This is a genomic window from Roseivirga sp. BDSF3-8 (assembly GCF_041449215.1).
Classification (GTDB): Bacteria; Bacteroidota; Bacteroidia; order Cytophagales; family Cyclobacteriaceae; genus JBGNFV01.
Genome location: NZ_JBGNFV010000001.1, coordinates 2,776,666 through 2,802,888 on the forward strand (window position 1 = coordinate 2,776,666; position 26,223 = coordinate 2,802,888).

At 47.6% G+C, this 26,223-nt stretch carries 23 protein-coding genes; 12 read left to right on the forward strand and 11 right to left on the reverse strand.

What is annotated here, in order from left to right:
* Window positions 1–51: 51 nt before the first annotated feature.
* Genes AB9P05_RS11380 through AB9P05_RS11390 form a run of 3 tightly spaced genes read right to left on the reverse strand, consistent with a single transcriptional unit; the run spans window position 52 to window position 3,920 of the window.
* Window positions 52–1,380, reverse strand: a complete 1,329-nt coding sequence (locus tag AB9P05_RS11380) for a dicarboxylate/amino acid:cation symporter (protein WP_371908945.1) — start codon at window positions 1,378–1,380, stop codon at window positions 52–54.
* 9 nt (window positions 1,381–1,389) lie between these two features.
* Window positions 1,390–2,466 (reverse strand): chorismate synthase, encoded by a 1,077-nt coding sequence (gene aroC / locus AB9P05_RS11385; protein WP_371908946.1) that lies wholly within the window; start codon window positions 2,464–2,466, stop codon window positions 1,390–1,392.
* A 2-nt stretch (window positions 2,467–2,468) separates the two neighbouring features.
* Window positions 2,469–3,920, reverse strand: a complete 1,452-nt coding sequence (locus AB9P05_RS11390; RefSeq protein ID WP_371908947.1) for a BatD family protein — start codon at window positions 3,918–3,920, stop codon at window positions 2,469–2,471.
* 159 nt (window positions 3,921–4,079) lie between these two features.
* On the opposite strand from AB9P05_RS11390, the gene AB9P05_RS11395 reads away from it, so the two are divergent.
* Window positions 4,080–4,268, forward strand: coding sequence for a hypothetical protein (locus AB9P05_RS11395; protein ID WP_371908948.1), 189 nt, complete (start codon window positions 4,080–4,082; stop codon window positions 4,266–4,268).
* A gap of 16 nt (window positions 4,269–4,284) precedes the next feature.
* Here AB9P05_RS11395 and queG read toward each other — a convergent pair whose 3' ends face one another.
* Window positions 4,285–5,247 (reverse strand): tRNA epoxyqueuosine(34) reductase QueG, encoded by a 963-nt coding sequence (gene queG, locus AB9P05_RS11400; RefSeq protein WP_371908949.1) that lies wholly within the window; start codon window positions 5,245–5,247, stop codon window positions 4,285–4,287.
* 9 nt (window positions 5,248–5,256) lie between these two features.
* Window positions 5,257–6,288 carry a Holliday junction branch migration DNA helicase RuvB gene (gene ruvB, locus AB9P05_RS11405; RefSeq protein WP_371908950.1) on the reverse strand — a complete coding sequence of 344 codons (1,032 nt, stop codon included), beginning with the start codon at window positions 6,286–6,288 and terminating at the stop codon, window positions 5,257–5,259.
* 208 nt (window positions 6,289–6,496) lie between these two features.
* Between ruvB and AB9P05_RS11410 the strand changes: the two genes are divergently transcribed.
* The gene (locus tag AB9P05_RS11410; protein ID WP_371908951.1) at window positions 6,497–7,567 is read left to right on the forward strand and encodes an FAD:protein FMN transferase; all 1,071 of its coding nucleotides are present in this window, start codon (window positions 6,497–6,499) and stop codon (window positions 7,565–7,567) included.
* Window positions 7,557–8,330, forward strand: coding sequence for a cyclopropane-fatty-acyl-phospholipid synthase family protein (locus AB9P05_RS11415; protein WP_371908952.1), 774 nt, complete (start codon window positions 7,557–7,559; stop codon window positions 8,328–8,330). The genes AB9P05_RS11410 and AB9P05_RS11415 overlap by 11 nt, the downstream gene beginning before the upstream one ends.
* A 539-nt stretch (window positions 8,331–8,869) precedes the next feature.
* On the opposite strand, the gene AB9P05_RS11420 is transcribed toward AB9P05_RS11415, so the two are convergent.
* From AB9P05_RS11420 to AB9P05_RS11430, 3 genes are all read right to left on the reverse strand, one after another.
* Window positions 8,870–9,580 (reverse strand): toxin-antitoxin system YwqK family antitoxin, encoded by a 711-nt coding sequence (locus AB9P05_RS11420; protein ID WP_371908953.1) that lies wholly within the window; start codon window positions 9,578–9,580, stop codon window positions 8,870–8,872.
* 275 nt (window positions 9,581–9,855) lie between these two features.
* Window positions 9,856–10,233 carry a hypothetical protein gene (locus AB9P05_RS11425; protein WP_371908954.1) on the reverse strand — a complete coding sequence of 126 codons (378 nt, stop codon included), beginning with the start codon at window positions 10,231–10,233 and terminating at the stop codon, window positions 9,856–9,858.
* A 168-nt stretch (window positions 10,234–10,401) separates the two neighbouring features.
* Window positions 10,402–10,908: a hypothetical protein gene (locus tag AB9P05_RS11430; protein ID WP_371908955.1), complete on the reverse strand. Its 507-nt coding sequence runs from the start codon at window positions 10,906–10,908 to the stop codon at window positions 10,402–10,404.
* Between the two features lie 352 nt (window positions 10,909–11,260).
* Between AB9P05_RS11430 and AB9P05_RS11435 the strand changes: the two genes are divergently transcribed.
* Window positions 11,261–14,239 (forward strand): T9SS type A sorting domain-containing protein, encoded by a 2,979-nt coding sequence (locus AB9P05_RS11435; protein WP_371908956.1) that lies wholly within the window; start codon window positions 11,261–11,263, stop codon window positions 14,237–14,239.
* A gap of 165 nt (window positions 14,240–14,404) precedes the next feature.
* On the opposite strand, the gene AB9P05_RS11440 is transcribed toward AB9P05_RS11435, so the two are convergent.
* Both AB9P05_RS11440 and AB9P05_RS11445 read right to left on the reverse strand, forming a co-directional pair.
* Complete coding sequence (locus AB9P05_RS11440) at window positions 14,405–15,220, reverse strand: IS3 family transposase (RefSeq protein ID WP_371908957.1); 816 nt, start codon at window positions 15,218–15,220, stop codon at window positions 14,405–14,407.
* Window positions 15,221–15,228: 8 nt separating this feature from the next.
* Window positions 15,229–15,531 carry a transposase gene (locus tag AB9P05_RS11445; protein WP_371908958.1) on the reverse strand — a complete coding sequence of 101 codons (303 nt, stop codon included), beginning with the start codon at window positions 15,529–15,531 and terminating at the stop codon, window positions 15,229–15,231.
* Window positions 15,532–15,694: 163 nt separating this feature from the next.
* Between AB9P05_RS11445 and AB9P05_RS11450 the strand changes: the two genes are divergently transcribed.
* A protein-coding gene (locus tag AB9P05_RS11450) for an IS3 family transposase (RefSeq protein WP_371908711.1) occupies window positions 15,695–16,866 on the forward strand; the annotation gives its coding sequence in 2 pieces (ribosomal slippage) (window positions 15,695–15,950 and window positions 15,950–16,866; 1,173 coding nt in all).
* Window positions 16,867–16,960: 94 nt separating this feature from the next.
* Here the strand turns inward: AB9P05_RS11450 and AB9P05_RS11455 are convergent.
* Window positions 16,961–17,527, reverse strand: a complete 567-nt coding sequence (locus AB9P05_RS11455) for a hypothetical protein (RefSeq protein ID WP_371908959.1) — start codon at window positions 17,525–17,527, stop codon at window positions 16,961–16,963.
* A gap of 769 nt (window positions 17,528–18,296) precedes the next feature.
* On the opposite strand from AB9P05_RS11455, the gene AB9P05_RS11460 reads away from it, so the two are divergent.
* The 7 genes from AB9P05_RS11460 to AB9P05_RS11490 all read left to right on the forward strand — a co-directional run bounded on the left by AB9P05_RS11460 (window position 18,297) and on the right by AB9P05_RS11490 (window position 26,223).
* Window positions 18,297–18,659, forward strand: a complete 363-nt coding sequence (locus tag AB9P05_RS11460) for a hypothetical protein (RefSeq protein WP_371908960.1) — start codon at window positions 18,297–18,299, stop codon at window positions 18,657–18,659.
* A gap of 883 nt (window positions 18,660–19,542) precedes the next feature.
* Window positions 19,543–20,835, forward strand: coding sequence for a porin (locus AB9P05_RS11465; protein ID WP_371908961.1), 1,293 nt, complete (start codon window positions 19,543–19,545; stop codon window positions 20,833–20,835).
* A 29-nt stretch (window positions 20,836–20,864) separates the two neighbouring features.
* Entirely contained in the window at window positions 20,865–21,122 is a 258-nt protein-coding gene (locus AB9P05_RS11470) for a DUF4212 domain-containing protein (RefSeq protein ID WP_371908962.1), read from the forward strand.
* A gap of 28 nt (window positions 21,123–21,150) precedes the next feature.
* The gene (locus AB9P05_RS11475) at window positions 21,151–22,923 is read left to right on the forward strand and encodes a sodium:solute symporter family protein (RefSeq protein WP_371908963.1); all 1,773 of its coding nucleotides are present in this window, start codon (window positions 21,151–21,153) and stop codon (window positions 22,921–22,923) included.
* Window positions 22,924–22,997: 74 nt separating this feature from the next.
* Entirely contained in the window at window positions 22,998–23,207 is a 210-nt protein-coding gene (locus AB9P05_RS11480) for a hypothetical protein (protein WP_371908964.1), read from the forward strand.
* A 67-nt stretch (window positions 23,208–23,274) separates the two neighbouring features.
* On the forward strand, window positions 23,275–23,481 hold the full coding sequence (locus AB9P05_RS11485; RefSeq protein WP_371908965.1) for a hypothetical protein: 207 nt from the start codon (window positions 23,275–23,277) through the stop codon (window positions 23,479–23,481).
* Window positions 23,482–23,484: 3 nt separating this feature from the next.
* Entirely contained in the window at window positions 23,485–26,223 is a 2,739-nt protein-coding gene (locus AB9P05_RS11490) for an ATP-binding protein (RefSeq protein ID WP_371908966.1), read from the forward strand.

A 26,223-nucleotide genomic window follows, 5' to 3' on the forward strand; every position in this document is an offset into this window, starting at 1 on the left:
TTACCTTTTTTAAAAAACGGGTAGGAGAATTTTAAGTTCCAAAGGGCAAAGTTAAACCCCCGGTACCTTTTCTGCTACACTTTTACGGATCATCTTGTCAGGAAGTTCCCCTTCCGTACTGGCCACCACTGCAGTAACCGTACAGTCACCTGTTACATTCACCAGCGTACGGCACATGTCCAGTATACGGTCCGGTGCCAGGATCAGCGTGATCCCCGCCGCCGGCACACCAATAGACTCCAGTACGATGATGAGCATAATGATGCCCGCACCCGGTACACCAGCCGAGCCGATCGAGGCAAGCACCGCCGTAAGTACGATCATGAGCTGATCGCCCAGATCCAGCCCAAGGCCAAGCGCCTGGGCTATAAATACCGCAGCCACCCCCTGGTACAGGCTGGTACCGTCCATATTGATCGTGGCACCCAGTGGCAACACAAAGCTGCTCACCTCTTCGCTTACACCCAGTTCCTCTTCCACCTGCTTCATGGTCACAGGCAGTGTGGCCGAGCTGCTGCTCGTACTGAAAGCCAGTAGCTGAGCAGGGCGTATCGCATTGAAAAAGTGCCTGTAGCCGTATTTGGTAAATAGCTTCAGAATGGCGGGGTACACCCCAAACGCCATTATTGCCAGGCCGCCCACCACTACCAGTGAATACTGACCCAGCGCCAGCAGGATACTCACCGCCTTGTCAGGGTCGTCACCGGCTATCTGCACGATAAGGTCCACCATAAGGGCAAATACCCCATAAGGAGCCAGCAACATAATGAAGCCTACGATCTTTATGATAATGTCATTGAAGCCATCAAAGAACTTCACTACAGGCTCACCCTTGTCCTTCGGGATCTTAAGCAGCGCAATACCCACTATCAGGGCAAAGAACACTACCTGCAGCATCAGCCCGTTGTCCGTGGTGGCCAGAAATACGTTATCCGGCACCATGTCCACTATAGGAGCCAGCGGGCTGCGCTCCTGTACCTCTGCTACCTGCTCCGTTTTTTCCCCGGCCGTATCACCGTATAGTTCCATCAGCTCGTCCCGCGTCTCTTCCGGCAGGGCTTTGCCTGGCTCAAACAGGTTCACCAGTACCAGGCCGATCGTAACAGCCAGTACCGTGGTCGTAATGTACGTGAATATTGTTTTGCCCCCGATGCGGCTCAGTTTAGACACATCACCCAGGTTAGCCACACCGACTATGAGCGAAGCAAGCACCAGAGGCACCGCGATCATCTTCAGGCCGCGGATGAATATCTCCCCGATAGGAGCTATCCAGTCATTGACAAAATCAGCAGGCCACTGAAACTTAACAAAGGCAAGCCCTACCAGCAAACCCAGTACCAGGCCGGCAATTATTTGAATATGGAGAGGTATACGCTTCATGAAAGGCGGTTATAGCTTTACGGATTTATTTCTCAGGTAGAAGTCAGCAATGACCAGCGCAGCCATCGCATCCACAATAGGCACCGCGCGGGGCACTACACACGGGTCATGGCGGCCCTTACCGCTCACTTTCACAGCTTCACCCCCTTCATTTATGCTGTCCTGGTCCTGCATAATAGTCGCCACAGGTTTAAAGGCCACACGGAAGTAAATGTCTTCACCGTTGCTAATGCCCCCCTGTATGCCCCCGCTATGGTTAGTGTCAGTCTTCACCTGCTCACCCTCCTTGCGGATAATGTCATTGTGCTGCGAGCCGTACATCTCCACGCCGTCGAAGCCACTGCCATATTCAAAGCCCTTCACCGCATTAATGCCCAGCATCGCTTTGCCCAGTTCCGCGTGAAGCTTATCAAAAACAGGCTCACCTAGGCCCACCGGCACCCCCGTGATCACGGCAGAAACCACTCCGCCAATCGTGTCACGGTTTTTCCTCGTCTCATCGATAAGCCCGATCATTTTCTCTGCCATGTCAGCATCCGGGCAGCGCACCATGTTACTTTCCGTCTGGCTCAGATCCAGCGCTTGGTAGTCCTTTTCCAGCTTCAGGGGCCCAACCTGGCTCACCCAGGCCTGCACATCTATCCCCTTTTGCTTTAGAAAGAGCTTCGCTACTGCCCCTGCCGCCACACGGGCCGCAGTTTCGCGGGCCGAGCTTCTGCCGCCTCCGCGGTAGTCACGCAGGCCATACTTTTCCTGGTACGTAAAGTCCGCATGGCTGGGGCGGTATTTATCCGCTATATGAGAGTAGTCCTTGCTGCGCTGGTCGGCATTGTGTATCACCATCGCAATGGGAGTACCGGTGGCCCGGCCTTCAAACACCCCGCTTAGTATCTTAAACTCATCGTCCTCGCGGCGGTGTGTCGTTATGCGCGACTGGCCCGGCTTGCGCCTTACCAGCTCACTTTGGATAAAGGCCTCATCAATTTCGAGGCCTGCGGGGCATCCGTCTATGATAACACCTATAGCTTTACCGTGGGATTCGCCGAATGTCGTAATCCGGAATATCTGCCCGTAGCTGCTTCCCATGTCTATTTTTTAAATATAAATACGGCTGAAAGCACTAAACTAGCCAAAATTAAGACGTTGGCCAAAAGCCTAAAGAGACCGCCTCCCCCTTTGGCCTGCAAGGTGTTATTCTCCAATGATATGCGGTTATAGAAACTACCCATGTCACTGCTGCTGATGTAGCGGTCGCTCAGGCTTTCGCCCGTCACCTCTATCACCTTGCTACTCGTTAGCGTATCATACTGCCCCCGGCTCGGGTCAAAGTATACCCAGTTAAAGTAATCCCCCAGGTTATAAGAGCCTGGCTCCTCAGGGATACCGTAGTAGTTAAAGCCCTTACTGCCATATACCATAGCATTATTACGGCGCACCGTCTGGGCTACATCAGGAGGGTAAAATTCTATGTTGCGGCCAGCCGGCACCTCCGGTTCATTTAGTGACTGGATATTGCCCTTGCCCACTATACGGAATTCATAGCTAAAGCTCTCGCCCGTTTCCACCCTGCCGTTACTCAGCGCCTCTTTAAGCTTATACTCCCCTACAGCCACCGTTTCCTTTAGCGGGTGAGGGGGAAGGGGCTTTACCTCCACTATCTTACGTTTTGTGTGGAAAGTCTTATACTCCTCCTTCCGGTTGCGGCCAAAAAAGCTGCGCTGTTTAGCCACCTTATACTTGATCATCTTCAGCGGCACGGAGGGGAAAACCAGGTCTTCTTCATTAAAAGGAAAGAAGCTCGCCTGGTACAATTTGTACTTTGAGTATTTTTTATTGTCGATAATAACCAGCTCAGGGGTAAGCTCTTCTATCTTAAAATTCTCCTCCCAGGCGTTCGAGGGGCTCAGCTTTTTCTGGATTTTAGTGATCTGTTCGCTCAGCTCCGTAAAGTTCAGCGGTGCCCGGTTGTCCTCGGATATATAGAATGCCAGCGACACATTTACCCCTTCCCCCACATACACCTCGTTCTTGTCAGTCGTCACCGCCAGGAAGGCGTCCTCCTTCAGGTCGATAAATTCCTGTGGCTCATTGCTGCGGCGGTTCCCGAAAAAGTCCTCAAAGGGGTCGCGAAAAGGATCATAAGCCTGCCGCTCTTTTTCAGGACCTACCGTAATATTTTTGCCCTGTGACCTTACTTCCTCCCCATTCACCGTCATCGTAAAGGGGCTTAGCGTGAAGCTACCCTGCTTTTGAGGTACATATTGCTGCGTGATGGAAGAGGTGGAAGATACACGCCCGTTAATGATATTGGTAGACGTGGAGGAAGATTGCCCCGCCTTCGCAAAGCCCGGAATATCAGGAAAGCCCTGCACGTCACGGATGCGGCCATTGCTCACTTCGGCAGTAATAGTAAAGGCCTCGTTCAATGCCACCTTGTCCGGTCCTAGCTTTATAGAAACCTCCTGAGCCTGAGCATATCCTGCCAAAAATAAAATCAGTGGAAAGAGAAATAATACGGTCTGTAAATGCGTTCTGCTCATGGTATTTTACCCTTGCGTTATCCTCTGCACGTTCAACGTGTAAGATGATATGAAAATTTTTTTTTAGGAAACAATTTTTTATCTTAAACGTATAGAATCCTGCACTACTATTAATTTTTGTAGTGATACTATTAAATTAGTTTTTTTAACCAAGACACTATGCTGGAGTATGTGAAGACCATACTATCGAAGGTAAGTTTTGATAGTAAGCTTTTTGAAAAAGAACTACGAAAGGCGATAGCCTCCCTGGTGCCCACCGAAATTAAAGACCTGAAAGACTGGTGCTATAATAAATTCGGGCACGTTTATGCCAAAACTCTTCAACGCTGCTTTGTCGGCGTTAACTGATAATAAGCCCGGTCATTTAGTTGGCCGGGTTTTCTTTTTCCTCCCCCTTCACAAACCGGATGTTCCGTTGCAGCCCTTCCAGCTTTGCCCGCTTCACCGCAGACCCACGGAATAGTTCATTAAACACCTCCCGCGTTATCTCCTCCCATGCCGGCTTATTCATGTCCTCCAGCCCCTCATGAGGAGCAAAGGAGGGCTCACCGTGTGGTTTCGAGAAGCGGTTCCACGGGCATACATCCTGGCATATGTCGCAGCCGAATATCCAGTCTTCAAACCGCCCCTTCATACCCCCCGGTATATCCTCCTGTGCTTTCAGCTCTATCGTAAAGTAACTTATACACCGGCTGCCATCCACTACATAAGGCTCCGGTATCGCGTCCGTCGGGCAGGCATCCATACAGCGCGTACACGTACCGCAGTAGTCCCCCACAGGGTTATCATACACAAACTCCAGATCGGTGATAAACTCCGCCAGGAAAAAGAAACTGCCCATCTGCCGGTTTAGCAGCAGGCTGTTCTTGCCTATCCAGCCCATACCACTCTTCTCGGCCCATGCGCGTTCCATCACCGGCGCACTGTCTACAAACACCCGTCCGTCAAACTCCCCGATCTCCTGCCGCAGCTCATCTGCCAGTTGGCGCAGCTTTCCCTTGATCACATGGTGATAGTCCTTTCCATAGGCATACTTCGCCACCTTGTAGCCCGTCTCTTCCGTAAGGTCTTTTTCAGGAAAATAATTATACACAAAGGTCACGACCGAGCGTGCGCCTTCCACCAGCTTTGTCGGATCCAGGCGCTTATCAAAATGGTTCGCCAGGTAGCCCATTTTGCCATGCATGTCCTTCTTCAGCCATGCTTCCAGTCGCGCGGCCTCCTCCTCCAGGTAGCCCGCCCGCGCTATACCACAGAAGTCAAACCCATGCGCACGGGCTTTCTCTTTAAACAGGCGTGTATGTCGTTCCGCTGCCGATACCTTCATAAAGAATGGCTATTCATCAAACAAGCTTCCAAGCCTGCCCGGAGGTACCACCCCCACGTGCTTATACGCAAGCTGCGTAGCCTCACGGCCCCTTGCCGTACGTTTTATATAGCCCTCTTTTATCAAAAATGGTTCGTACACCTCCTCAATTGTTTCCGCCTCCTCCCCGCAGGCCGTCGCTATAGTGCTTAGCCCCACTGGTCCGCCGTTAAACTTGCTTATGATCGTCTGCAAAATGCGGTTGTCCATTTCATCCAGGCCATGCTTATCCACGTCCAGCGCTTCCAGGGCCATCTCAGAGATCGCCTTAGTAATCGTACCCTTGCCTTTAATCTGCGCAAAGTCACGTGTACGGCGCAGCAGGTTATTAGCGATACGCGGCGTACCGCGGCTGCGGCGCGCGATCTCTATTGCCGCTTCATCATCTATGGGAGTATTTAGTATCGCTGCGTTTCTGTGCAGTATCGTAGCCAGCAGCTTGGCATCATAGTATTCCAGGCGCGCATTTATTCCAAAGCGAGCCCGTAAGGGAGAGGTAAGCAGTCCCGCCCGGGTGGTCGCGCCCACTAGCGTAAATGGATTCAGGCCTATCTGCACCGAGCGCGCACTGGGCCCGCTGTCCAGCATAATGTCGATGCGGTAATCCTCCATTGCTGAGTACAGGTACTCCTCCACCACCGGGTTCAGGCGGTGTATCTCATCAATAAAGAGCACATCACCCTCCTCCAGGTTTGTTAGCAGCCCCGCCAGGTCGCTCGGTTTATCCAGTACAGGCCCGCTTGTGATGCGGATCTGCGAGCCCAGCTCATTCGCTATAATATGCGAAAGCGTCGTTTTACCCAGGCCCGGAGGGCCGTGCAGCAATACGTGGTCAAGCGGTTCCCCGCGCAATTTAGCCGCCTTCACAAACACCTTGATGTTTTCCACCACCTTTTCCTGACCCGCAAAGTCACTGAAGGTAAGGGGGCGCAGAGCCTTTTCAAATTCCCTTTCTGCCGGAGAAAAATGTTCGTCGTCGCTTCTCAGATAATCTTCACGCATGCAAGCCTCGCTTCTTACGGTTAGTGTGTGCCGTGCTGCACATTAGCGCTGTATTTTACACCGCACAAAGATGCATACTTTTTTACAGCCCCGGCCATTTACCGGCATGAATTTGCATTCATGCCACATTATGATACCTAAAAACTAACAAATCTTCTGAATAGTCCATTTTGTCACTGTAAATTGCGACAGCATATTTCAATAGCCTATGGCCTCTCTTCGTAAGAAAAACATCATATACTCCCTGATACTCGCTGCTGCCATTGCCGCCGTGTGGTTCTTCAGGAAACAAAACGATCCTGCCAAAGACCTTGAAAGCGCGGTGACCCTTTCCGGCACCACCTTTGGCGTCGTACCTTATAATATCAAATACATTCCTGAAGACGAGGTAGATATATCCCCGCAACACCTACAGGCCGGTGCCGACTCCATACTCAGCGGACTCAACCAGAGCCTTTCCACCTATATCGATAACAGCGAGATCACCGAGTTCAACGAAGACAACCTGCATAAGTACGAGTCACAATACTTTTACCCCGTACTGGCAGAAAGCAAAACAGTATTCCAACGTACCCGAGGGGCTTTCGACCCCACAGTAGGCCCCCTCGTAGATGCCTGGGGCTTCGGGCCGGGTAAAAAACGTGAGCCTGAAAAGGTGAATGTCGATTCCCTGCTTGGACTCGTAGGCTATGACAGCATATTTTTCGATAGCGTGTCCGTCTGCAAGCTCAAAAAAGGCATGAGGCTCGATTTCAGTGCCATTGCCAAAGGCTACGGCGTAGACCTCGTAGCCAGCTACCTTACCGGTAAGGGGCTGAACAATATTTTCGTGGAAATAGGAGGGGAGCTGGCCTGCCGCGGCGTTAACGATCGCGGAGAGCCATGGGTCATCGGTATCGATAATCCTACCGGAGAGGAAGAAACCCGCGGCCTTACCGGTATCGTCAGGCTGCGTGACCAGGCCATGGCCACCAGTGGCAACTACCGCCAGTATTACGAGAAAGACGGAAAGCGCTACAGCCACACCATTAGCCCCGTTACCGGCTTGCCCGTTACCCACAGCCTGCTCAGTGCTTCCGTATTTTCCCCCTCATGCATGACCGCCGACGCCTATGCCACCGCCTTTATGGTCATGGGCCTGAAAGAGGCAAGAGACCTTGCGGAAAGTGAGCAGAACCTCGAGGCCTATTTTATTTACAGCGACAGCACCGGTGCCCTGCAAACCTATGCCACCCCCGGTATCCGCGAATCCATAGAGACATTAGAAGATGGCGAATAACAAACAGGAAGCAAGCAAAGCCGGTGAGCCCAGAGAATGGTTTGGAGAGTGGTTCGACTCACCCTATTACCACATACTTTACCAGCACCGTGACCATGAGGAAGCCGAGGCCTTCATAGACCATCTTTATGACTATTTCGGCTTTACGGCACAGGATGAGGTTATGGACCTTGCCTGCGGTAAAGGGCGCCACAGTATTTACCTCAATAAAAAAGGCCTCAAGGTAACCGGCGTAGACCTCTCACCCCAGAATATAGAGGCCGCCAATAAGCAGGCTAATGAACGCCTGCACTTTCACGTGCACGATATGCGCCAAGTTTTCCGGCAGGAAGCCTTCGATTATGTACTCAACCTCTTCACCAGCTTTGGCTACTTCCAGACTGAAAAGGAAAACCAGCAGGCCATAGATGCCGCTACGGCAGCCCTCCGCCCCGGAGGCAGACTTCTGATAGACTTTCTTAATCCCTATGTCGTTGTGCACAATCTCAAACCCGAGGACGTAAAAGTGCTCAATGGCATTGAGTTCCACATCACCAAGCAACTGGATGAGGAAAACTACATTGTAAAGGACATCCGCTTTGAGGACGGTGGCACCACCTACCACTTTCAGGAGCGCGTGAAGGCCATTCGCCGCATGGAGTTCCTCGAGTACTTCAAGCATGCCGGACTCCTCTTAGAAGACTGCTTCGGCGACTACGATCTCAACCACTACGAAGCACGCGAGTCAGACAGGATGATCTTTGTTTGTAGAAAGCCGGAATGAGGGTAGGGGGCTTGGTAAGAGCTCCTTCAAGCGTATTTGCACCCCGCCCCCAAAACTCCTTTCCCCCGCTGAACTTGAATGGAGCGCCCCCACTTCGTAGGGAAAGATGGCCGCGATGGTACGCCCACGTACCCAAGAAAGCCCTATCGAAGACATGTAGTTGCATTTTTCCTCAAGAGCCAATTCGCGGCTGGAAAGGGAATCCTACTCTTAGCTTTCCGGCTATACCCCCCACGCGGCTAATCCTAATAAACTGATAGCCTATTTGCACCCCGCCCCCAAAACTCCTTTCCCCCGCTGAAGTTGAGTGGAGCACCCCGCTTCGTAGGGAAAGATGGCCGCGATGGTACGCCCACGTACCCAGGAAAGCCCTATTTGAAGAGATGAAGTTGCATTTTTCCTCAAGAGCCAATTCGCGGCTGGAAAGGGAATCCTACTTAGCTTTCCGGCAATGCATACATAAGCGGGAAATTCCTCTCCCGTCCAAATTAGAGCATTTAACCGGTTTTCGATCATCTTAATATTTGTACTGAGCCTAATCACTCTATAGTAATATCTCTGGAAAATGGCGTAAAGTCAATATAGACTCCACTGTCCTGCTCCATAGCGATTCCTGTGATGGTGTACTCGCCTGGAACTGAGTCCTTGATATCTACATAAGCAGTGTACGGATTGCTTTTTGGTAAATTATCTGTTATTTGAAAAGTACTATCTTTATAGTACCCCAGGTGGTAGCTTATCTGATCGTAATCTCTATTACCTAGTCGAATATTGATCAGACTGTCATTGGCCTTATTGATTTTTTCGTTTTTGGTGAGAAACAGTATGGATTTACTTCTTCCGGATCTGTCCTTAATGCCATGATTATACTTCACATAGTCTATCAGAATGCCGGTAGAATCGTACACCTGTATTTCCTGTAATGTATTGGTGGTTTCAAAAAATCGGGAGGTGTCTACCAAAACCCCTTTATAATAATGATGTATCTGACTGGTGTCACCATTTTTGTAGAATCCAATTAAGTCCCCTACAATTATATCATTGCTGTATTTCCGAATAGCTTTAACTTCTCCGGATTCGTAATATGCTGTAAATATACCATGCTTTAACCCCTCCCTCACCTCGTATTGGTATTTAATACTGCCGTTCGGGTAGTATTCTTCCTTCTTTTCCTGACAGGCGCAGAGGAGAAAAATAAGGACTATCGTAACCCACGAATGTAAATTGTATCTGGAAAGCAATCGCATCATTTTTTGGGTTGTAATCAAATAATTAGACCATATTATAGTTCAGTTTTACCTTTTGCTCCACAATTCCTTATTTTCATCTGTCGAAATCGACAAATTACCATTGAGGTCTAAGCCAACGTAGAGCCTTCATGTTTTCTCAGGACAAATGTAGAATATAGCCCCTCCAATAGAATGATGCCTTTTTCACACGGTTGCCTTTCACAATCAAAGAAAACTGACGATAGCAACAGGATTACCGCTGACTTGATAGGTGAAATCATTTTTTCTCTGTTTTGCTAGGGAATCAGCCTTCTGCAATACGAACATTCAGTTGTTTTATCGATGAAATTCGACGCCGAAATTTTCTTGATATGTCCCGTTCTGGTGTCTGTTTTTAGGTAACCTTCAATGGTAGCATCCTCATTTTTCCAGTATCGTATAAGGATCGTGTTATCAATTAAAATAACCTCGCTGCAGTTAGAGGCTATATAAGTACTATAATTTGATCCTTTATTTTTCTTTTTAACAACGGAGTATCCTAATTCAGGAGTTTCCGGATTTTTCATTATCCAGTAATTGTCTTCAATTTTTTGGAGGTCTGGCTCTTCTTCAAAGAACAAACAACTATAGAAAGTAAATAAAACCACACAGATTAAGAGTGTTCTTGATGCCATTAAATAGGTTGGTTAAATGTCCATTTTGAATCTTAATTTCTGATGAATTTTCTGTTATTGAAGGCTTTTTGCGATTGGCATACATTCCTTGGTAAATCGATTAAGCTGTACTGTAAAAGATTCCCGGTCAGATTCGAAACAGGAACCTCTGGGTGGTATTCTTTATGACTACCTTTTTTCCCACTTCGCTAGCTTGTAGGGGGTTAGAGCTTCAATAGTATGAGGCACATAACTAATACTTCGCCTGCCTATTAAAAACTTCATGTCCCTGAGCTGGATAGTCCCTGACTTACTGAATACAAGAATGAGTGTGTCCTGATGGATTTTCCAAATTCCTTTAGAAGTCAATGGCTTGGAGTTATTATTTTCATCCTGACACTCTTTTTGGGTATAACATTGATATTCATCCAATGCAAATGTCTTGTTTTTACTTATACTTAATTCACTCTTCTGGTAAATTACCCCCATTGTATATTTAGCATAGCCCTCTGTGACAAATGTCAAGCGGTTTTCTCTTTCAAATGATAATTGGCTGATTTTCTCACTACAACCCAACGTGATTATGAGAATAATTAATGTCAATCGAATCATTCTATCTTTTATTTGCCACCTCAGGAATCCTGCAATGCTTTCTACAGGGGACCAGCAACCTCCCTTCCTTACGGCTCTGGCCAAGCTTAGCCTCTTCTTCCTAACAGTTCTCTGGCTTCAGCAGGGTTTTATGGAGGGGCTATAAACAGCTATCAGTTTGCGCGACTTCCGTGGGCATATACGTGATCTTCAGGCCATCAAAAAAATGCCCTTAGCGGCGGGTTCTTAGTTGGTTACGCAGGTAAGCATAAATCCTTCCTAGGGCGGTCGTGAAAGATAACGAAAGTGTCTGGGGTGTATGTATGGCCGAAGTGATTTCTGATAATATGATGCATTTTAGTTTTTCCATTAGAGACATGGTAAGGTTTACGTTTCTTTTAGTGCTAAATTTCAAGTTGGGTTCACCATATTAATGCTTCTAACCTGTTAACGTTAAATGATGGCCAAAATATCATCAGGTAGGGTTTTCCTACCTATCCTCTTTATTCTTCTTACCATTCAATCAGTATTTTCCCAGGAGAGAATTACTGAGATGTATGGAGAACCAAATATTCCACCTCCATTACATGCAAGAAACTTTAAGGTTTTTAACGACTTATTGTTTTTTAGTGCCTATACGAGGTATGAGGGAATGGAGCTATATGTTAGTGATGGGACCAAGGAGAACACTAGCCTGTTAAAGGATATAAGGCCCGGGAATAGTCGGATTTTAAATATTGATGCGCTCCGGCAGTTTGAGAATTCAGTGGAGCTGGATGGAAAGCTATATTTTTTAGCTGATGATGACCAATATGGTCAGCAAGTTTGGGTTACTACTGGTAATCCTGAAGAAACTTATAGAGTAACTTCAATCCCCGGGTTAAATGCTCATGGGTTATCCTCAGCCGGAGGGTATATATATTTTGTAGACTATCGGAAAGACCATGTTAATGTTTTTAAAACGTCAGGCTCAGATGAAGGGGTACTCGTCAAAGGATCCATACCTTACGCAAGTGAAGAAGATTTTTATTCCCAATATAATTATGAGTTCGATTACGAACAGTTTGCCACAGATGACAAATTCTATTTTGCAATAAATCCTTCCTTGTCAGACCTAGCCTCGCTTTGGGTGAGCGATGGAACGACAACGGGCACTAAGGAAATAGCAAATTCGCTATTAGGAACCGGCTTTTTAAGAGGACATAAGCTTTCTCCGTATTCCTCTTTAAAAAACGAACTATTTTTTATTACTAATTCACCTTCGCTTTTTACTGCCGGAACTTCTATAGGGCTGGCTAAAGTAGATCAGGCTACAGGTAACCTTGTGCCAGTCAAAGGACTTATAGCCGAAGGCAGGAATGTGGATTATGCCAGTTCTATAGTGGTAAATAATAAAATATATGTGTCATTATTTGAGGCTGACACCAGGACGCTGGAGATATGGGAATCGGATGGTAGTGCGGATGGCACATTGCAGATTTATCAGACGACTCACTCTCAACCGTATGTGCCATCTAATTTGGCTACCGATGGTAGTAAATTGTTTTTTACGGCTAATAATAGTACAGGATCAACGGTATTAAAAAGTATCGACTTGGCAGATCTTTCTATTAAGCAATATAAAGAGCTAAATGATCCTGTCGTAATGCCAAATAAATATACCATCGAGCATATTTATGATATAGAATACCTGGAAGGTCAAAAGTTTCTCGTACACAGAGTATGGCCGTCTTCGGAAGCAAATTTGTGGTATTGCGATATGGCTAATGAACAATACACATTAGTCCCTCATTTTGCTAACATGCTTTCACATGCTTATTACAAGGGGCGTATTTATTCATCTGCTAAGGGTGAGGATCAAATTTTCACAGTACACAGGACTGATTCCAGTTTCCTGGAAATCGAGCTTTTTAAGAATATCGAAGATACAAAAGGGTTAATATATGCGAAGGGGAATAACCTGGGAGATAATGCCATTTATAGCTTGCATTCATCTGGTGAAGGGCGTGAGTTATACATGGCAGGTGAGGATCAAATTTCTTTAGTTAAAGATATCAACCCTGGAGCCTCCTCATCAGATCCGTTCGGCAATTCAAGTAATCAATATGCCGTAATAGGTGGTGTGGCTTATTTTACCGCAACTTCTGAAGGCTACAAGCCTGAATTATGGAGAACCGATGGCACACCTGCAGGAACAACTGTTGTGCAGGATTTTTATGAGGGGACAGGGCATTTTGAATTTAAGGGGTATCAGGCCATGAATGAGGAACTATATCTGGTGTTGGATAAAAACCACCTCTATAGCTTAATAAAGTATGATGGTGCCAAATTTGATACTATTAAGGAGTTTGGTACAGATGAATATGGTATAAATGTTTATGCGCGTGAGCTTATAGCAGGAGATAATCGCTTATATTTTAAGTCATTTACTAAGTTTGAATATTATATAGGGACTAGCGATGGTACCAGTGAAGGTACTACTTTTCTTAAGGGCTACAAGGATATAGGGGAGTATGCAATAGTTGGTGATTCACTGTTCTTTAGTGCTGCTTCCGATGTTGATAAGGATATGGAGTTATGGGTGACTGATGGGACGGTAGAGGGCACTGCTCAGTTGTCAGATATTGTAAATGGATACTCTTCCAGTCCTTCCAATTTTATGCCTGCAGGAGATAAGCTGTATTTTTCGGCTTATACTAAAGAGTTGGGTAGAGAGCTCTATGTTTCTGATGGCACACCAGTTGGCACTAAATTGGTAGCGGATATTAACGAAGGAGAACATCATTCTTTTATACTAAATGAGTCTGAAACCGATTATGCTTTATTAAATGGTAAGCTTTATTTTCCTGCCACTAACAAAGAAAATGGCTCTGAGCTATGGTGTACAGATGGTACACCTGAAAACACCTATATGGTAAAAGATATTATGCCAATGGGAGAAGGGTCATTGCCCCATCAGTTTGTAGTAGACGGAGATAAAATATACTTTGTGGCAAGAGGTATTAACGGCCAGGAGCTATGGGTAACCGACGGGACTTCTGAAAACACCATAGAGGTAGCTGATATTTATCCGGGTGAAGACAGCTCCTGGCCGGAAGGCTTAGTAGCTACTGATGGCAGATTATTTTTTGTTGCAGAGTCACCTGAGTTTGGGCGTCAGGTATATATTTACGGAAAGGAACCTGAAGTAACAGGAATAGGTAATAACCCGGTTGCCCAGCTTGTAATGGTTTTCCCTAACCCTACTTCACAAAGGTTATTTATAGATGCTAAAAACCAAATAAGTGAATTACGTGTATTCGATACTTCAGGAAAAAATTATGCTGTAATTAGTGTGAATAAAAGCATTGATGTGAGTCATCTGCCTGCAGGCATATATATTCTTACGGGTAAAGTAAAGAATGAATTATTCCAGGTTAGGTTTATAAAGCAATAAACCCAGTTTGAATTTTAAATTAGAGGCGTTTTCCATAAGGTGGGAAATGCCTCTTTCTTTATTATAAGCCGGTACCAAAATTAATCGTCAGCAAGCTCCCATCTACCGCGCCTCTAGGTAACACTCCCCATTTATTAGACCATCAGTTGGTTAGTCTTAGTTGAATTAGGCAGCTAGTTTGAACAACTCGACAGGTTTTATTCTGCCAATACCTTGATGCCTTCTTTTGTTATTGTACTTTTCGATAAACTTATTAATCCCCTTGTATAGGGTTAGCCCATCGTCTGCTGGGTATAAGTATACATGTTTGTGCTTTAATGTCCTGAAAAACCGCTCAATAAAGGTATTGTCCGTGGCTCTGCCCTTTCCATCCATACTTACTCTTATACGCCCCTCTTTCAAGGTTTCTACCCAGTGTGAACAGGTGTATTGGCTACCTTGGTCTGAGTTAATGATTTCTGGCTTACCATATTTTTCTATACAGGCTGTCAAAAGGGTCGTCTGGGTTTCTTTGTCCAAGCTGTTGGATAATTGCCAACCTACTATATAGCGGCTATATACATCGATTATCCCCGTCAGGTACATAAACCCCTTTGCCATGGGAATATAGGTTATGTCAATAGCCCAAACCTGGTTCCTTCTGTTCACAGTCAGATTTCTCAGCAAATATGGATAGACATACTTTGCCTGCCCCAGCTTACTTAAATTACGCTTCGGATAGATCGGTTCTACGCCCATTTTGCGCAACAGCCGACGGATACGCTTGACATTATAAAATAAACCCTGCTCACGTAGCTCATCCTGCATACCGATAACACCCAAGGTAGGATCTTCGGTAAACAATCGATCCATGGTTTCCATCAAGTCCAGGTTCTCTATAGACTCGCCCACAGGCTTATAGTAAAAGCTGCTGCGAGGGATATTTAAAACCTCACTCTGTTTGCGTATACTAAGCTGATGACTTGGATCAACCAGAGCCAATCGCTGTTTTAAAGGCCGGTTTTCTTCAAGGGGGCGGCCCCCCGCCTTTTTTTTAGAAAGTCATTCTCAACCTGTAATTGTCCGATCTGCTGATAGAGCTGGTCCACATTAATCTGTGGCTCCTCTTTTGAGCTTTTCTCCCCAAAAGCTTTATCAGCATTTTGCTGAAACTCACGTTTCCACAACGAGATCTGATTGGGATGAACTTCAAAACGCTGAGCTAACTCAGACAACGTCTGTTGCTCTTTAAGGGCTTCTATAGCCACTTTTGCCTTAAAGGCAGGTGAAAATTTTCTCCTACTTCTTTTCATTACTATCAGTTAAAGGTAACTAAAAATTATCATCTTAACTGATGGTCCCAATTTTGGGGAGTATTACACTATCCCCAACTCAAAACTCACCACACTCACCACTGGATCTGCTACCTTAGATTGGACAGTGAGTTAAGCACATAAGGCTTACCTTTACAGAATAATGAAGAGATTACGCAGACACTTTGATAAGGAGTTTAAGCAAATGGCTGTAGAGTTGTGCGATGCAGACAAAACAGCCAAAGAAGTAGCCGAAGAATTAGGGATTCGTTCCGAACTGGTCAGGCGCTGGTGCCGTGAGTTCAAACAACATGGAGAATCTAGTTTTTCCGGCCAGGGCAACCCTACTTTAAGTGAAGATGAGAAGGAGATAGTTCGGTTAAAGAAAGAGCTACGGGACGCTCAGTTGGAACGTGATATCTTAAAAAAGGCCATAAGCATTTTCTCCAAGGGAGACAGCAGGTTTACCGATTCATAAAGGCATTTAAGGCTGAATATGCTGTTGAGAAAATGTGTAACGTATTCCAGGTCAGCCGCAGCGGTTATTATGCCTGGTGCAATCGTAAACCGTCGAATCGGGCTAAAGCCAGGAAGGGATTACAACAGGAAATACGTCAGATTTATACCGAGGTAAAAGGAAGGTATGGAAGTCCGAAGATCTGTGCAGAATTACAGAGAAACGGCAGAAAAGCCTCCCGTCCTTTTGTCGCCAGGCTGATGCGAGCTGAAAGGTTGAAATGTATCAGGAGCAAAAAATACAGAGGTTATACAACAGATTCAGATCATCACTACAGTATTCCGGACAATCATTTAAATCGGGATTTTACCGCTGCAAGGCCGGCAGAGAAGTGGGTGTCAGATATAACCTATATCTGGGCGGGCACCAAATGGCTTTATTTGACGACTATCATTGATTTATATGACCGTAAAGTCATTGGATGGTCTTTGAGTACGACATTAAGTGTATCTGAGACGGTGATGAAAGCCTGGCAAATGGCAATTAAGAACAGGCCGATAGAAAAAGAACTGATCTTTCATTCAGACCGGGGGATACAGTACGCCTCCGAGGCATTTACTTACGAACTCAGAAAAAGAAGTGTTATCCAGAGTATGAGCAGAAAGGCCAACTGCTGGGACAATGCGGTAGCTGAAAGCTTCTTTAGAACTCTGAAATCGGAAATGGTATATCACACCCATTTTAACAATATCATGCAGGCTAAAAGAGCTGTTTTTGAGTTTATTGAGGTGTGGTATAACCGAAAGAGGCTACATGCCGCACTAGAGTATAAAACACCTGAAGAATACGGAAATACAAACTTACCTATATGTGCTTAATAGATTGTCCACTTTTTTGTTGCAAGTCCATCACTCAATTACTCTGTGACTCTATTATTCAATTATTCTATTACTCAATTACTCAATCATTCATTCAAAATTCACTCATTAACCTTCTCTCCACATTCCCCGCCAGGTCACCCGCCTCCACCTCAATCCTTATGCGTGTTTCCGTTGGCAAGTCCGCCCTCAGTGTATACTCATAGTAGCCATTTTTCACTACCTCCTTCGCCTCACCCGTTTCCAGCAGCTCACCCGCCTCATTCACCATACTTACCTTCAGCGAAGTGATGCCTATATTATCTTCCGCATACACCCCCACCTTATCACCAGCCCTTCCATGGAAGTCCTTTAGCCAAAGCCCACTGATCTCCGGGCCCTTCATATAATCCTTCAGAGCCATAGTATACGCCGAGTTCATGGCATCCGCTTCTGCAGCATATACCGCACTCAGTATAGGGTGTACCATTGCCATTTTAGCGTAGTCACTCGCCTTCGCGAACCGTTCCCGGTGCCGTAGCTGTTTTTCTGTGGGTGGTTTCGATGACTTTGCCGGCCTTCCCGACACAATTGTTTTACCCCCGCGCTGGCGGTATACGATAGATTTCATCGCCATGCCCCGGGCTCCCTTTATCCACGGGTTATTTTCTATGATAGGCATATAATATACTGTTGAGTATTACATTTTTTCAATACCCAAAAGTATGGCTCAGAAGCTTTTACCTGTAAATCACGTAATATATCAGACTATTTACCCTTTATCCCCTCTTCTGTTTTTTATGCAGAAATTGAAATATTCTTTTAAATCCCTTTTTAGCCATCCCATAGTAAACCTATAGTCATCCCATAGTCAAAGTATAGTCAAACTGTCGATAACCTATGCCCCTCATATTTGCACTATTCTATTACACCCTGTTTTATGCCCTTTCTTCCCCCAAAAAATATCCTCTATGCGTCCCCATGTAATATCACCACCCATTTACCACTCCGAACTCATCACTCATAACTCCCCTCTTACTCTGTTACTCAATAATTCTATTACTCAATCCTTCCCCCAACTAAAAACTTAAGACTCATAACTAACCACTCACTACTCAATTACTCTGTGACTCTATTATTCAATTATTCACTCATTCAAAATTCACCCATTACCTACTCTGCCATTCCCCATCCCCATCCATCTACCACTCCCAAACTCACCACTCATAACTCCCCCCTTACTCTGTGACTCTGTTATTCAATAATTCTATTATTCAATCACTCCATTACTCAATAATTGGCCCTCACTCGTATAATCAGAATAATCTACTGATCTTTATTGCTAAATAGATATACATTAGCTAAATTAGTATACATACCGTCCCGTATAACCCGTGAAGTACCCAATTTGTCCCAAATGCGAGAGCCAGCAATCTGTAAAAAGCGGCATTGTGCGAGACAGACAGCGGTATAAGTGCAAAAAGTGCAGCTATTACTACACCGTAAATAAACTGGGCAAAGGCATAGACCAGTACTACGTCACCAAGGCCCTACAGCTTTACATTGAGGGAGTTAGCTTCAGAGAGATTGAGCGGCTGCTAGGTGTCAGCCACGTTAGCGTCATGAACTGGGTACGTAAATATAAGATCAAAGCCCCTGAAAACTACGAGTACCGGCCCACCTACAAGATCCTTAACCACAGTGAACTGGTTGACTTTATGTCCGCCAGTAGTAAGCTCAAGGGAGCTGGCATGATCATTACCGAACTTGGCGATAAGTACATGCTCATAAAGTGGGAACGCTTCAAAGACTAAGCCCATAGCAAACCCATTCCCCACCCTCTGGGCCAAGCTGCCAAGCTAAGGCTCTATTTTCCTAATTATGAATAATTTGCTTTTAAAAATATGGCACCCTGCAGCGTTAGGCACGAATAATCCCCCTCCTATTAGGCAAGGGGACCGATTAGAAAACGCGAATGCGTATTTCTAATCAGGGAGGTCCGACTTTCGCTGGGCCCGCATCCGGGAGGTCCGACTTTCGCTGGGCCCGCATCCGGGAGGCAGAATGCTATTTAAAGCAGCCGGTTACGGCCAATCCTAATGCCAGTACCGGCCCTGGTTTAAGAATGCTGTAGCTTTTTTGAGCCGTTCCCCTCAGGTAGCTGACTGATGAGCAATTAATAATGTGCTATTTTTAACCCCTTTACTTGACGGCTATGCTCTAGAGGCGCCATTCATCGCGCCTTGTTCCGTCAGGCAAAGAAGAGGAGGGAACCTCTAAACCAGGTAGCCACTATGTAGAGCACATACCCTTGTTTTTAGGCCTCTTCAGCCATTCCGACCCTATGAGGCGATATATCCCGTCAAGTATATTCATACCCTCATCCCACACAACATTAGTCCCCTCCGGACGTCGCCTTTGTAGCTTAATAAAGCCAAAGTAATTTTGAGTGCCGTAGGCACGCAGTTCAACCTATCTTCTGGATTTATACATAGAGGCCCCCGGCTCCAATCATGATATCCTGCAGTACACGGATTGGCCTAATAGCCATGCCGTATAGAGAGCTTTTACCAGCTATCTGTAATTAGCAAATATATACTGCCTATTCGCCTAATGGCTCCTCCTTTTCCAATCTTCATTTACGCAAAACGAAAGCTGCCTCCTTTTGCCATTGTCAACAACATAACCCAAAAGCCGATGAAAAAATGGTACCCGCCTATTGCCCTGGCGTGCCTGCTTACCTGTACACAGGTTAGCTTGGCACAGGATGAGCCCGCCCTGGAAGTGGATGAGTCCTACGCACCCCTGACAGTAAACCTTAATGAGAGCGGCTCCAAGTATGTCCGCTTCATTATATGGAATCAGTTCTGGGCCACTGCTACTGAGAACAACCCCGGAACAATTACCGATCCCGACGACGAACAGGACGACTGGACTACAGACCTGGCCCTCCGCCGGGCGCGTATACTCGCCTATGCACAAATCTCCCCGCGCTTCCTTATCCTCACCCACTTTGGTGTTAACAACCAATCCTTTGTGGCAGGAGGTGTCGATGGCACCAATAAAAAGCCTCAGCTCTTTTTCCATGATGTGTGGAACGAGTATATGGTCATACCCGATAAGCTATATGTCGGCACCGGCCTCCACTATTGGCACGGCGTATCCCGCCTTACCAATGCATCCACCCTAAACTTCATGACCCTCGATGCCCCCATATTCAACTGGCCCACTATTGAGCTTACCGATCAGTTTGCTCGCCAGTTCGGCTTTTATGCCAAAGGAAAGCTCGGGCAGTTTGACTACCGGATAGCACTCAATAAACCGTTTGCGGCAGGTAGCCTAACCTCCCTTAACCAAAACTTTGCCGTCAACATACCCACCGACAACTGGGCCACGGCAGGCTACTTCATGTACCAGTTTCGAGACCAGGAGTCCAACAAGCTACCCTATATGGTCGGGTCATACCTCGGCACCAAGTCCATATTCAATATCGGGGCCGGCTTCTACCACCATCCCGAAGCCTCCGCCATACAGGAAGGCCTCACCATAGAGCAGCAGGACCATAGCCTGTTCGGCGTAGATGTATTTTATGAAGAGCCCACAGCCTCAGGCGGTGGCATATCAATATATAGCGTGTATTATAACTATGACTTTGGCGATAACTACCTGCGTAATGTCGGCATACTTGCCATAAACGGAAACAACGCCCAACCCACCATAGGCACCGGCAGTATCTGGTATACTCAGGCCGGTTATGCTTTCCCTAAAAATGATATAGGCGGTCAGTTCATGCCCTACGCCACCCTTACCTATAAGGACTTTGAGGCCCTTGAAGAATCCTCCTTCCAGTACAGCGCAGGACTCAACTACTTTATCAGCGGGCATAACGCCAAGGTCACCATAGAGTACGCCAACAGGCCCTATTTCGTCAATGGCCAAAAAGACAGTAGCCTCGCCCAGGTCATCCTCCAGACACACATATTCCTTTGATCCATCATGTACCCAAAAAATCTAAAGCAATGAATAAAGACAAGATGAAAGCCTACTGGAGCAAGAATCTGCAATACCTGCTCATTCTTCTCTCCATCTGGTTTATCGTTTCATACGGCGCAGGCATCCTCTTTGCCGACGCCCTCAATCAGATCCGCCTCGGTGGCTTCAAACTAGGTTTCTGGTTTGCACAGCAAGGCTCCATATACGTATTCGTCGTGCTCATCTTTGTATATGTCAAACTCATGAACTCCCTTGATAAAGAGTTCGATGTGGACGAAAAGTAAATCATAAACCCACCAATTAAAGAAAACTATGGACGTTCAAACCTGGACATATATTCTGGTAGGGCTATCATTCGCCCTGTACATCGGCATAGCCATCTGGTCACGTGCCGGTTCCACCAAAGAGTTTTACATTGCAGGCGGAGGCGTGCCCCCCCTCGCCAATGGCATGGCCACCGCCGCAGACTGGATGTCAGCCGCCTCCTTCATCTCCATGGCAGGCCTTATCTCCTTCATGGGATATGACGGCGCCGTATACCTCATGGGCTGGACAGGAGGATACGTGCTCCTTGCCCTACTGCTAGCCCCCTACCTCCGCAAGTTTGGTAAGTTTACCGTGCCCGATTTTGTAGGAGAAAGATACTACAGCCAGACCGCCCGGCAAGTAGCCGTCGTTTGCGCCATATTCGTATCCTTTACCTATGTAGCCGGGCAGATGCGCGGCGTAGGCGTAGTATTCAGCCGCTTCCTCGAGACAGACGTCAACACCGGCGTTATCATCGGCATGATCATCGTATTCTTCTATGCCGTGCTCGGTGGTATGAAAGGCATCACCTACACCCAGGTAGCCCAGTACTGCGTACTCATTTTCGCCTTCATGGTCCCCGCCATATTCATCTCCATACTCATGACCGATAATGTACTGCCCCAGCTTGGTTTTGGCGGTACCCTTGAAGATGGTACCTACCTGCTGGACAGGCTCGACTCACTGCATGAAGAACTTGGCTTTGCCGCCTACACCAGTGGCACCAAAAGCACCATAGACGTATTCTTCATCACCGCCGCCCTCATGGTCGGCACCGCCGGGCTCCCCCACGTTATCGTTCGCTTCTTCACCGTGCCTAAGGTTAAAGACGCCCGTATCTCTGCCGGTTATGCCCTCGTTTTTATAGCCATATTATACACCACTGCTCCCGCTGTAGCCGCCTTTGCCCGTACTAACCTCATCAATACCGTTAACGGCACAGCCTACTCCGAGCTACCACAGTGGTTCAGAAACTGGGAAAATACCAGCCTTCTCGCCTGGGTCGATAAGAACGGCGACGGACGCGTGCAGTACAGAGCAGGGAACGCCGTCACCGGTGGCAAGCCCGAGTTTGCTTCAGGCCAGACCGGCCAAAGCGGACAGCGCGTAGTCACCAATGCCGATCAGAGCAATGCCAATGAACTGTTTGTAGACCGCGACATCATGGTGCTTGCCAATCCTGAGATTGCCGAGCTGCCCAACTGGGTCATCGCCCTCGTCGCTGCAGGAGGCCTTGCCGCCGCACTATCCACTGCCGCCGGCCTCCTCCTCGTTATATCCACCTCCATTGCCCACGACATGATCAAGAAGGCAATCAACCCCGAAATTACCGAAAAAGGGGAGCTTACCGCCGCCAGGTTATCCGCCGCCGTAGCCGTACTTATTGCCGGTTACTTTGGCATCAACCCGCCCGGTTTTGTCGCGCAGGTAGTCGCATTTGCCTTTGGCCTCGCCGCTTCATCATTCTTCCCCATCATCATCATGGGAATATTCAGTAAGCGAATGAACAAACAAGGCGCCATAGCCGGCATGATATCAGGCATCACCTTTACCGCCATATACATCGTATACTTTAAATTTATGGCCCCCGAGCTCAATACCCCCGATAACTGGCTCTTCGGTATTTCCCCAGAAGGCATTGGTACACTCGGTATGCTTATAAACTTCGTGGTCGCCATCATCGTCTCACGCATGAAGCCCGAACCGCCTCAGCATGTACAGGATATGGTAGAAAATATCCGTTACCCTCGCGGGGCCGGAGAAGCAGTTGCACACTAGCAAGTAGGTTTCTTTATTCAGTCCAAAGCGGGGGTAGATCCCCCCGCTTTCACTTTCCCATAAACCCATAAAAAATGAAAGTAAACAGAACCGCCACCATCCTTTTTCTTATCCTTTACGGCCTCATCACCTTTGTAGGCAGATTATACATCGAGCCCTTCCTCGGAGTCAGCCCCCTCGGCAGCCTTGCCATCGGCCTCCTGTCCATCGGCTTCGTCATTATGCTCTTCCGTACCGGGTTCCTTACCCTCCAAAAGCACACCCCCGGGCAAAAGAGTGCATAATTTACATTAGTGAAATACCACCTAATTCAGTAACTTATTTAAACTCACAACCAATAACCCTGACCCAGTGCAAAGACCCGCGTACCGCTATAAATTGCCTGCTGTATTCCTGCTCTTTCTGGTGCTGTTCAATTTTCCCGTCATCGCTATATTTAACAGCCCCAGGCTCGTGCTTGGCATACCCGTCCTCTACCTCTACCTGCTGGTAGCCTGGCTGGGATTTGTGTTTTTGATGGCGAGAATTATACACAGCCTGAACAAAGCTAAAAAGTAAGCTATGGGGAAAAGCCTCATTATCTTCTTTGCCTTTTTCTACCTGGCCCTCCTCTTTGCAATAGCCTGGCTGGCAGAGCGCCGTGCCAAAAGCGGGCACAGCCTCGTCAATAATCCCTACATATACTCCCTCTCACTCGCCGTATATTGTACAGCGTGGACCTTCTACGGCTCCGTAGGCCGTGCCGCCAGCAGTGGCTTAGAGTTTATCACCATCTACCTCGGCCCCACACTAATGGCACCCCTCTGGTGGCTCGTCATGCGTAAGATCATACGCATCTGCCGCGTTAACCGCATTACCACCATTGCAGACCTCATCTCCTCCAGGTATGGAAAAAATGTCACCCTCGGAGGTATCGTTACCGCAGTGTGCGTACTCGGCATCATACCCTATATTTCCCTGCAGCTTAAGGCCATTTCCAGCAGTTACACAATGCTTACCCGGGGTAGCCTCCAGTCTGCCGGCGCCAGCCAGATACCCTTTTATGCAGATACCGCCTTTTTCATAGCCCTCATACTCGCCCTCTTCATCATATTCTTCGGCACCCGGCACGTAGATGCCACCTACAAGCGCGAAGGCATGGTAGCCGCCATAGCATTCGAATCCGTTTTTAAGCTCATCGCCTTTCTCATTATCGGTGTCTTTGTCTCCTATGTCGCATTCGATGGCGTGCAGGATATATTCACACAAGCCGCCAGTCAGCCACGCCTCTCCCGGCTTTTCACCCTCGACCAGAACAATACCAGCTGGCTCTACATGACCCTCCTCAGCATGGTCGCCATCCTATTCCTCCCCAGGCAGTTCCAGGTCTCCGTCTTGGAAAACCAGAATGAGCGCCACCTTCAGAAAGCCATGTGGCTCTTTCCCCTCTACCTGCTTATTATCAACCTCTTCGTGCTTCCCATAGCCTTTGGAGGCAGCCTCCTGTTCCAAGGCCGCAATGTAGACGCCGATATGTACGTCCTCGCCATACCCATGGAAATGAACCAGGGCAGCCTCGCCCTCATGACCTTCCTTGGCGGCTTTGCCGCTGCCACCAGCATGATCATCGTCTCCACCATTGCCCTCAGCATCATGCTCACCAATAACCTCATCATGCCCATCCTCGTAGGCATGCCCTACCTCAAAAACTACTTTAGAGAGCACCTCAGCTTCATTACCGTCTGGAGCCGGCGGGTAAATATCATCATCGTACTCCTATGCGCCTATGCCTACTACAGAGGCGTGGCAGACTATTTCCCCCTTGTCTCCATCGGCCTCATCTCCTTTGCCGCCGTCATGCAGTTCATGCCCGCCATCATCGGCGGCATCTATTGGAAAGCAGGTACCAAGCTCGGCGCCCTTACCGGTATCCTCCTTGGCTTCGGCATTTGGTTCTATACCCTCATTATACCCACCATAGTGCGCGCCCGTTTACTCCCCCAAAGCATCATGAGCGACGGCCTGTTCGGTATCCACAGCCTCAAACCCTACGCCCTTTTTGGCCTCCAATACCTCGACCCCATCAGCCACTGCCTCTTCTGGAGCATGCTCCTCAACATCGGCGCCTACATATACCTTTCCGTATACAGCACCCAGAGCAGTAAAGAGCGCAACCAGGCAGAGCTGTTTGTTGATATCTTCAAATACAGCGCCAACACCGAGAGCAGCGTCGTATGGAAAGGCACCGCATACACCCATGACCTCCGTAGCCTCCTCCATAGCTTCCTCGGAAAAGGACAGACAGATAAAGCCCTGGCCACATTCAGTAAACGCCATACCATCAACATGGAAGCCGGCACTATGGCCGATCATCGCCTTGTAAACTATGCCGAAAAACTGCTCGCAGGAGCCATAGGCGCCGCTGCCAGCCGTATCATGGTCGCCAGTGTCGTCAAAGAAGAAGAGATCACCATGGATGAGGTCTATAACATCCTCAAAGAAAGCCAGCAACTGATGGCCGTTAATAAAGAGCTCATTCACAAATCAAAAGAACTTAAAATAGCCACCGAAAAGCTCCAGGCAGCTAACCACCGCCTCAAAGAGCTCGATCACCTCAAAGACGAGTTCATCAGCACCGTCACCCACGAGATGCGCACCCCCATCACCTCCATCAGAGCTTTTTCAGAAATACTACACGATACCCCCGACCTCGGAGACCGGGAGAAAGATGAGTTTATCAGCACCATAATCAAGGAAACCCAGCGAATGGAGCGGCTCATAAACCAGGTGCTCGACCTCGAAAGGTTTGACTCCGGCAGGCAAAAGCTAAGCCTCGAACCTCTGGACCTCAACAGCCTCATCCATGAAGCCATAAGCTCCCTTAATCAGGTAGCCAGAGAGGCAGGAGCCACCGTACAAACCCAACTGCAGGCCAACCTCCCCCTGGTTGAGGCCGACAAGGACCGTATAACCCAGGTCGTGCTGAACCTCCTCAGCAATGCACTCAAGTTTTGCCCACCGGATACCGGCCGTGTAGTAGTAGCCAGCTATTACCGCCAGGGGAGTATCCATGTGAGCGTAACAGATAACGGAAGCGGTATTGACCCGGAAAGCCTGCCGCTCCTTTTTGATAAGTTTTTTCAGGCAAAGAACCAGACCACCAAAAAACCGAAAGGCAGTGGGCTCGGTTTGGCCATAAGCAGGAAGATCATAGAGCATCACGAAGGCCAAATATGGGCCCGTAGTGAAATCGGTAAAGGCTCCGTCTTTACATTTGCCCTTCCTGTGGTTAGGGAAAGAAATAAGATAGCGATCGAATAA

Excerpts from the sequence above, each read along its gene's own strand:
- AB9P05_RS11380 (WP_371908945.1), bottom strand. The coding sequence starts at position 1,380 with ATGAAGCGTATACCTCTCCATATTCAAATAATTGCCGGCCTGGTACTG.
- aroC (WP_371908946.1), bottom strand. The coding sequence starts at position 2,466 with ATGGGAAGCAGCTACGGGCAGATATTCCGGATTACGACATTCGGCGAA.
- AB9P05_RS11390 (WP_371908947.1), bottom strand. The coding sequence starts at position 3,920 with ATGAGCAGAACGCATTTACAGACCGTATTATTTCTCTTTCCACTGATT.
- AB9P05_RS11395 (WP_371908948.1), top strand. The coding sequence starts at position 4,080 with ATGCTGGAGTATGTGAAGACCATACTATCGAAGGTAAGTTTTGATAGT.
- queG (WP_371908949.1), bottom strand. The coding sequence starts at position 5,247 with ATGAAGGTATCGGCAGCGGAACGACATACACGCCTGTTTAAAGAGAAA.
- ruvB (WP_371908950.1), bottom strand. The coding sequence starts at position 6,288 with ATGCGTGAAGATTATCTGAGAAGCGACGACGAACATTTTTCTCCGGCA.
- AB9P05_RS11410 (WP_371908951.1), top strand. The coding sequence starts at position 6,497 with ATGGCCTCTCTTCGTAAGAAAAACATCATATACTCCCTGATACTCGCT.
- AB9P05_RS11415 (WP_371908952.1), top strand. The coding sequence starts at position 7,557 with ATGGCGAATAACAAACAGGAAGCAAGCAAAGCCGGTGAGCCCAGAGAA.
- AB9P05_RS11420 (WP_371908953.1), bottom strand. The coding sequence starts at position 9,580 with ATGATGCGATTGCTTTCCAGATACAATTTACATTCGTGGGTTACGATA.
- AB9P05_RS11425 (WP_371908954.1), bottom strand. The coding sequence starts at position 10,233 with ATGGCATCAAGAACACTCTTAATCTGTGTGGTTTTATTTACTTTCTAT.
- AB9P05_RS11435 (WP_371908956.1), top strand. The coding sequence starts at position 11,261 with ATGATGGCCAAAATATCATCAGGTAGGGTTTTCCTACCTATCCTCTTT.
- AB9P05_RS11445 (WP_371908958.1), bottom strand. The coding sequence starts at position 15,531 with ATGAAAAGAAGTAGGAGAAAATTTTCACCTGCCTTTAAGGCAAAAGTG.
- AB9P05_RS11455 (WP_371908959.1), bottom strand. The coding sequence starts at position 17,527 with ATGCCTATCATAGAAAATAACCCGTGGATAAAGGGAGCCCGGGGCATG.
- AB9P05_RS11465 (WP_371908961.1), top strand. The coding sequence starts at position 19,543 with ATGAAAAAATGGTACCCGCCTATTGCCCTGGCGTGCCTGCTTACCTGT.
- AB9P05_RS11470 (WP_371908962.1), top strand. The coding sequence starts at position 20,865 with ATGAATAAAGACAAGATGAAAGCCTACTGGAGCAAGAATCTGCAATAC.
- AB9P05_RS11475 (WP_371908963.1), top strand. The coding sequence starts at position 21,151 with ATGGACGTTCAAACCTGGACATATATTCTGGTAGGGCTATCATTCGCC.
- AB9P05_RS11480 (WP_371908964.1), top strand. The coding sequence starts at position 22,998 with ATGAAAGTAAACAGAACCGCCACCATCCTTTTTCTTATCCTTTACGGC.
- AB9P05_RS11490 (WP_371908966.1), top strand. The coding sequence starts at position 23,485 with ATGGGGAAAAGCCTCATTATCTTCTTTGCCTTTTTCTACCTGGCCCTC.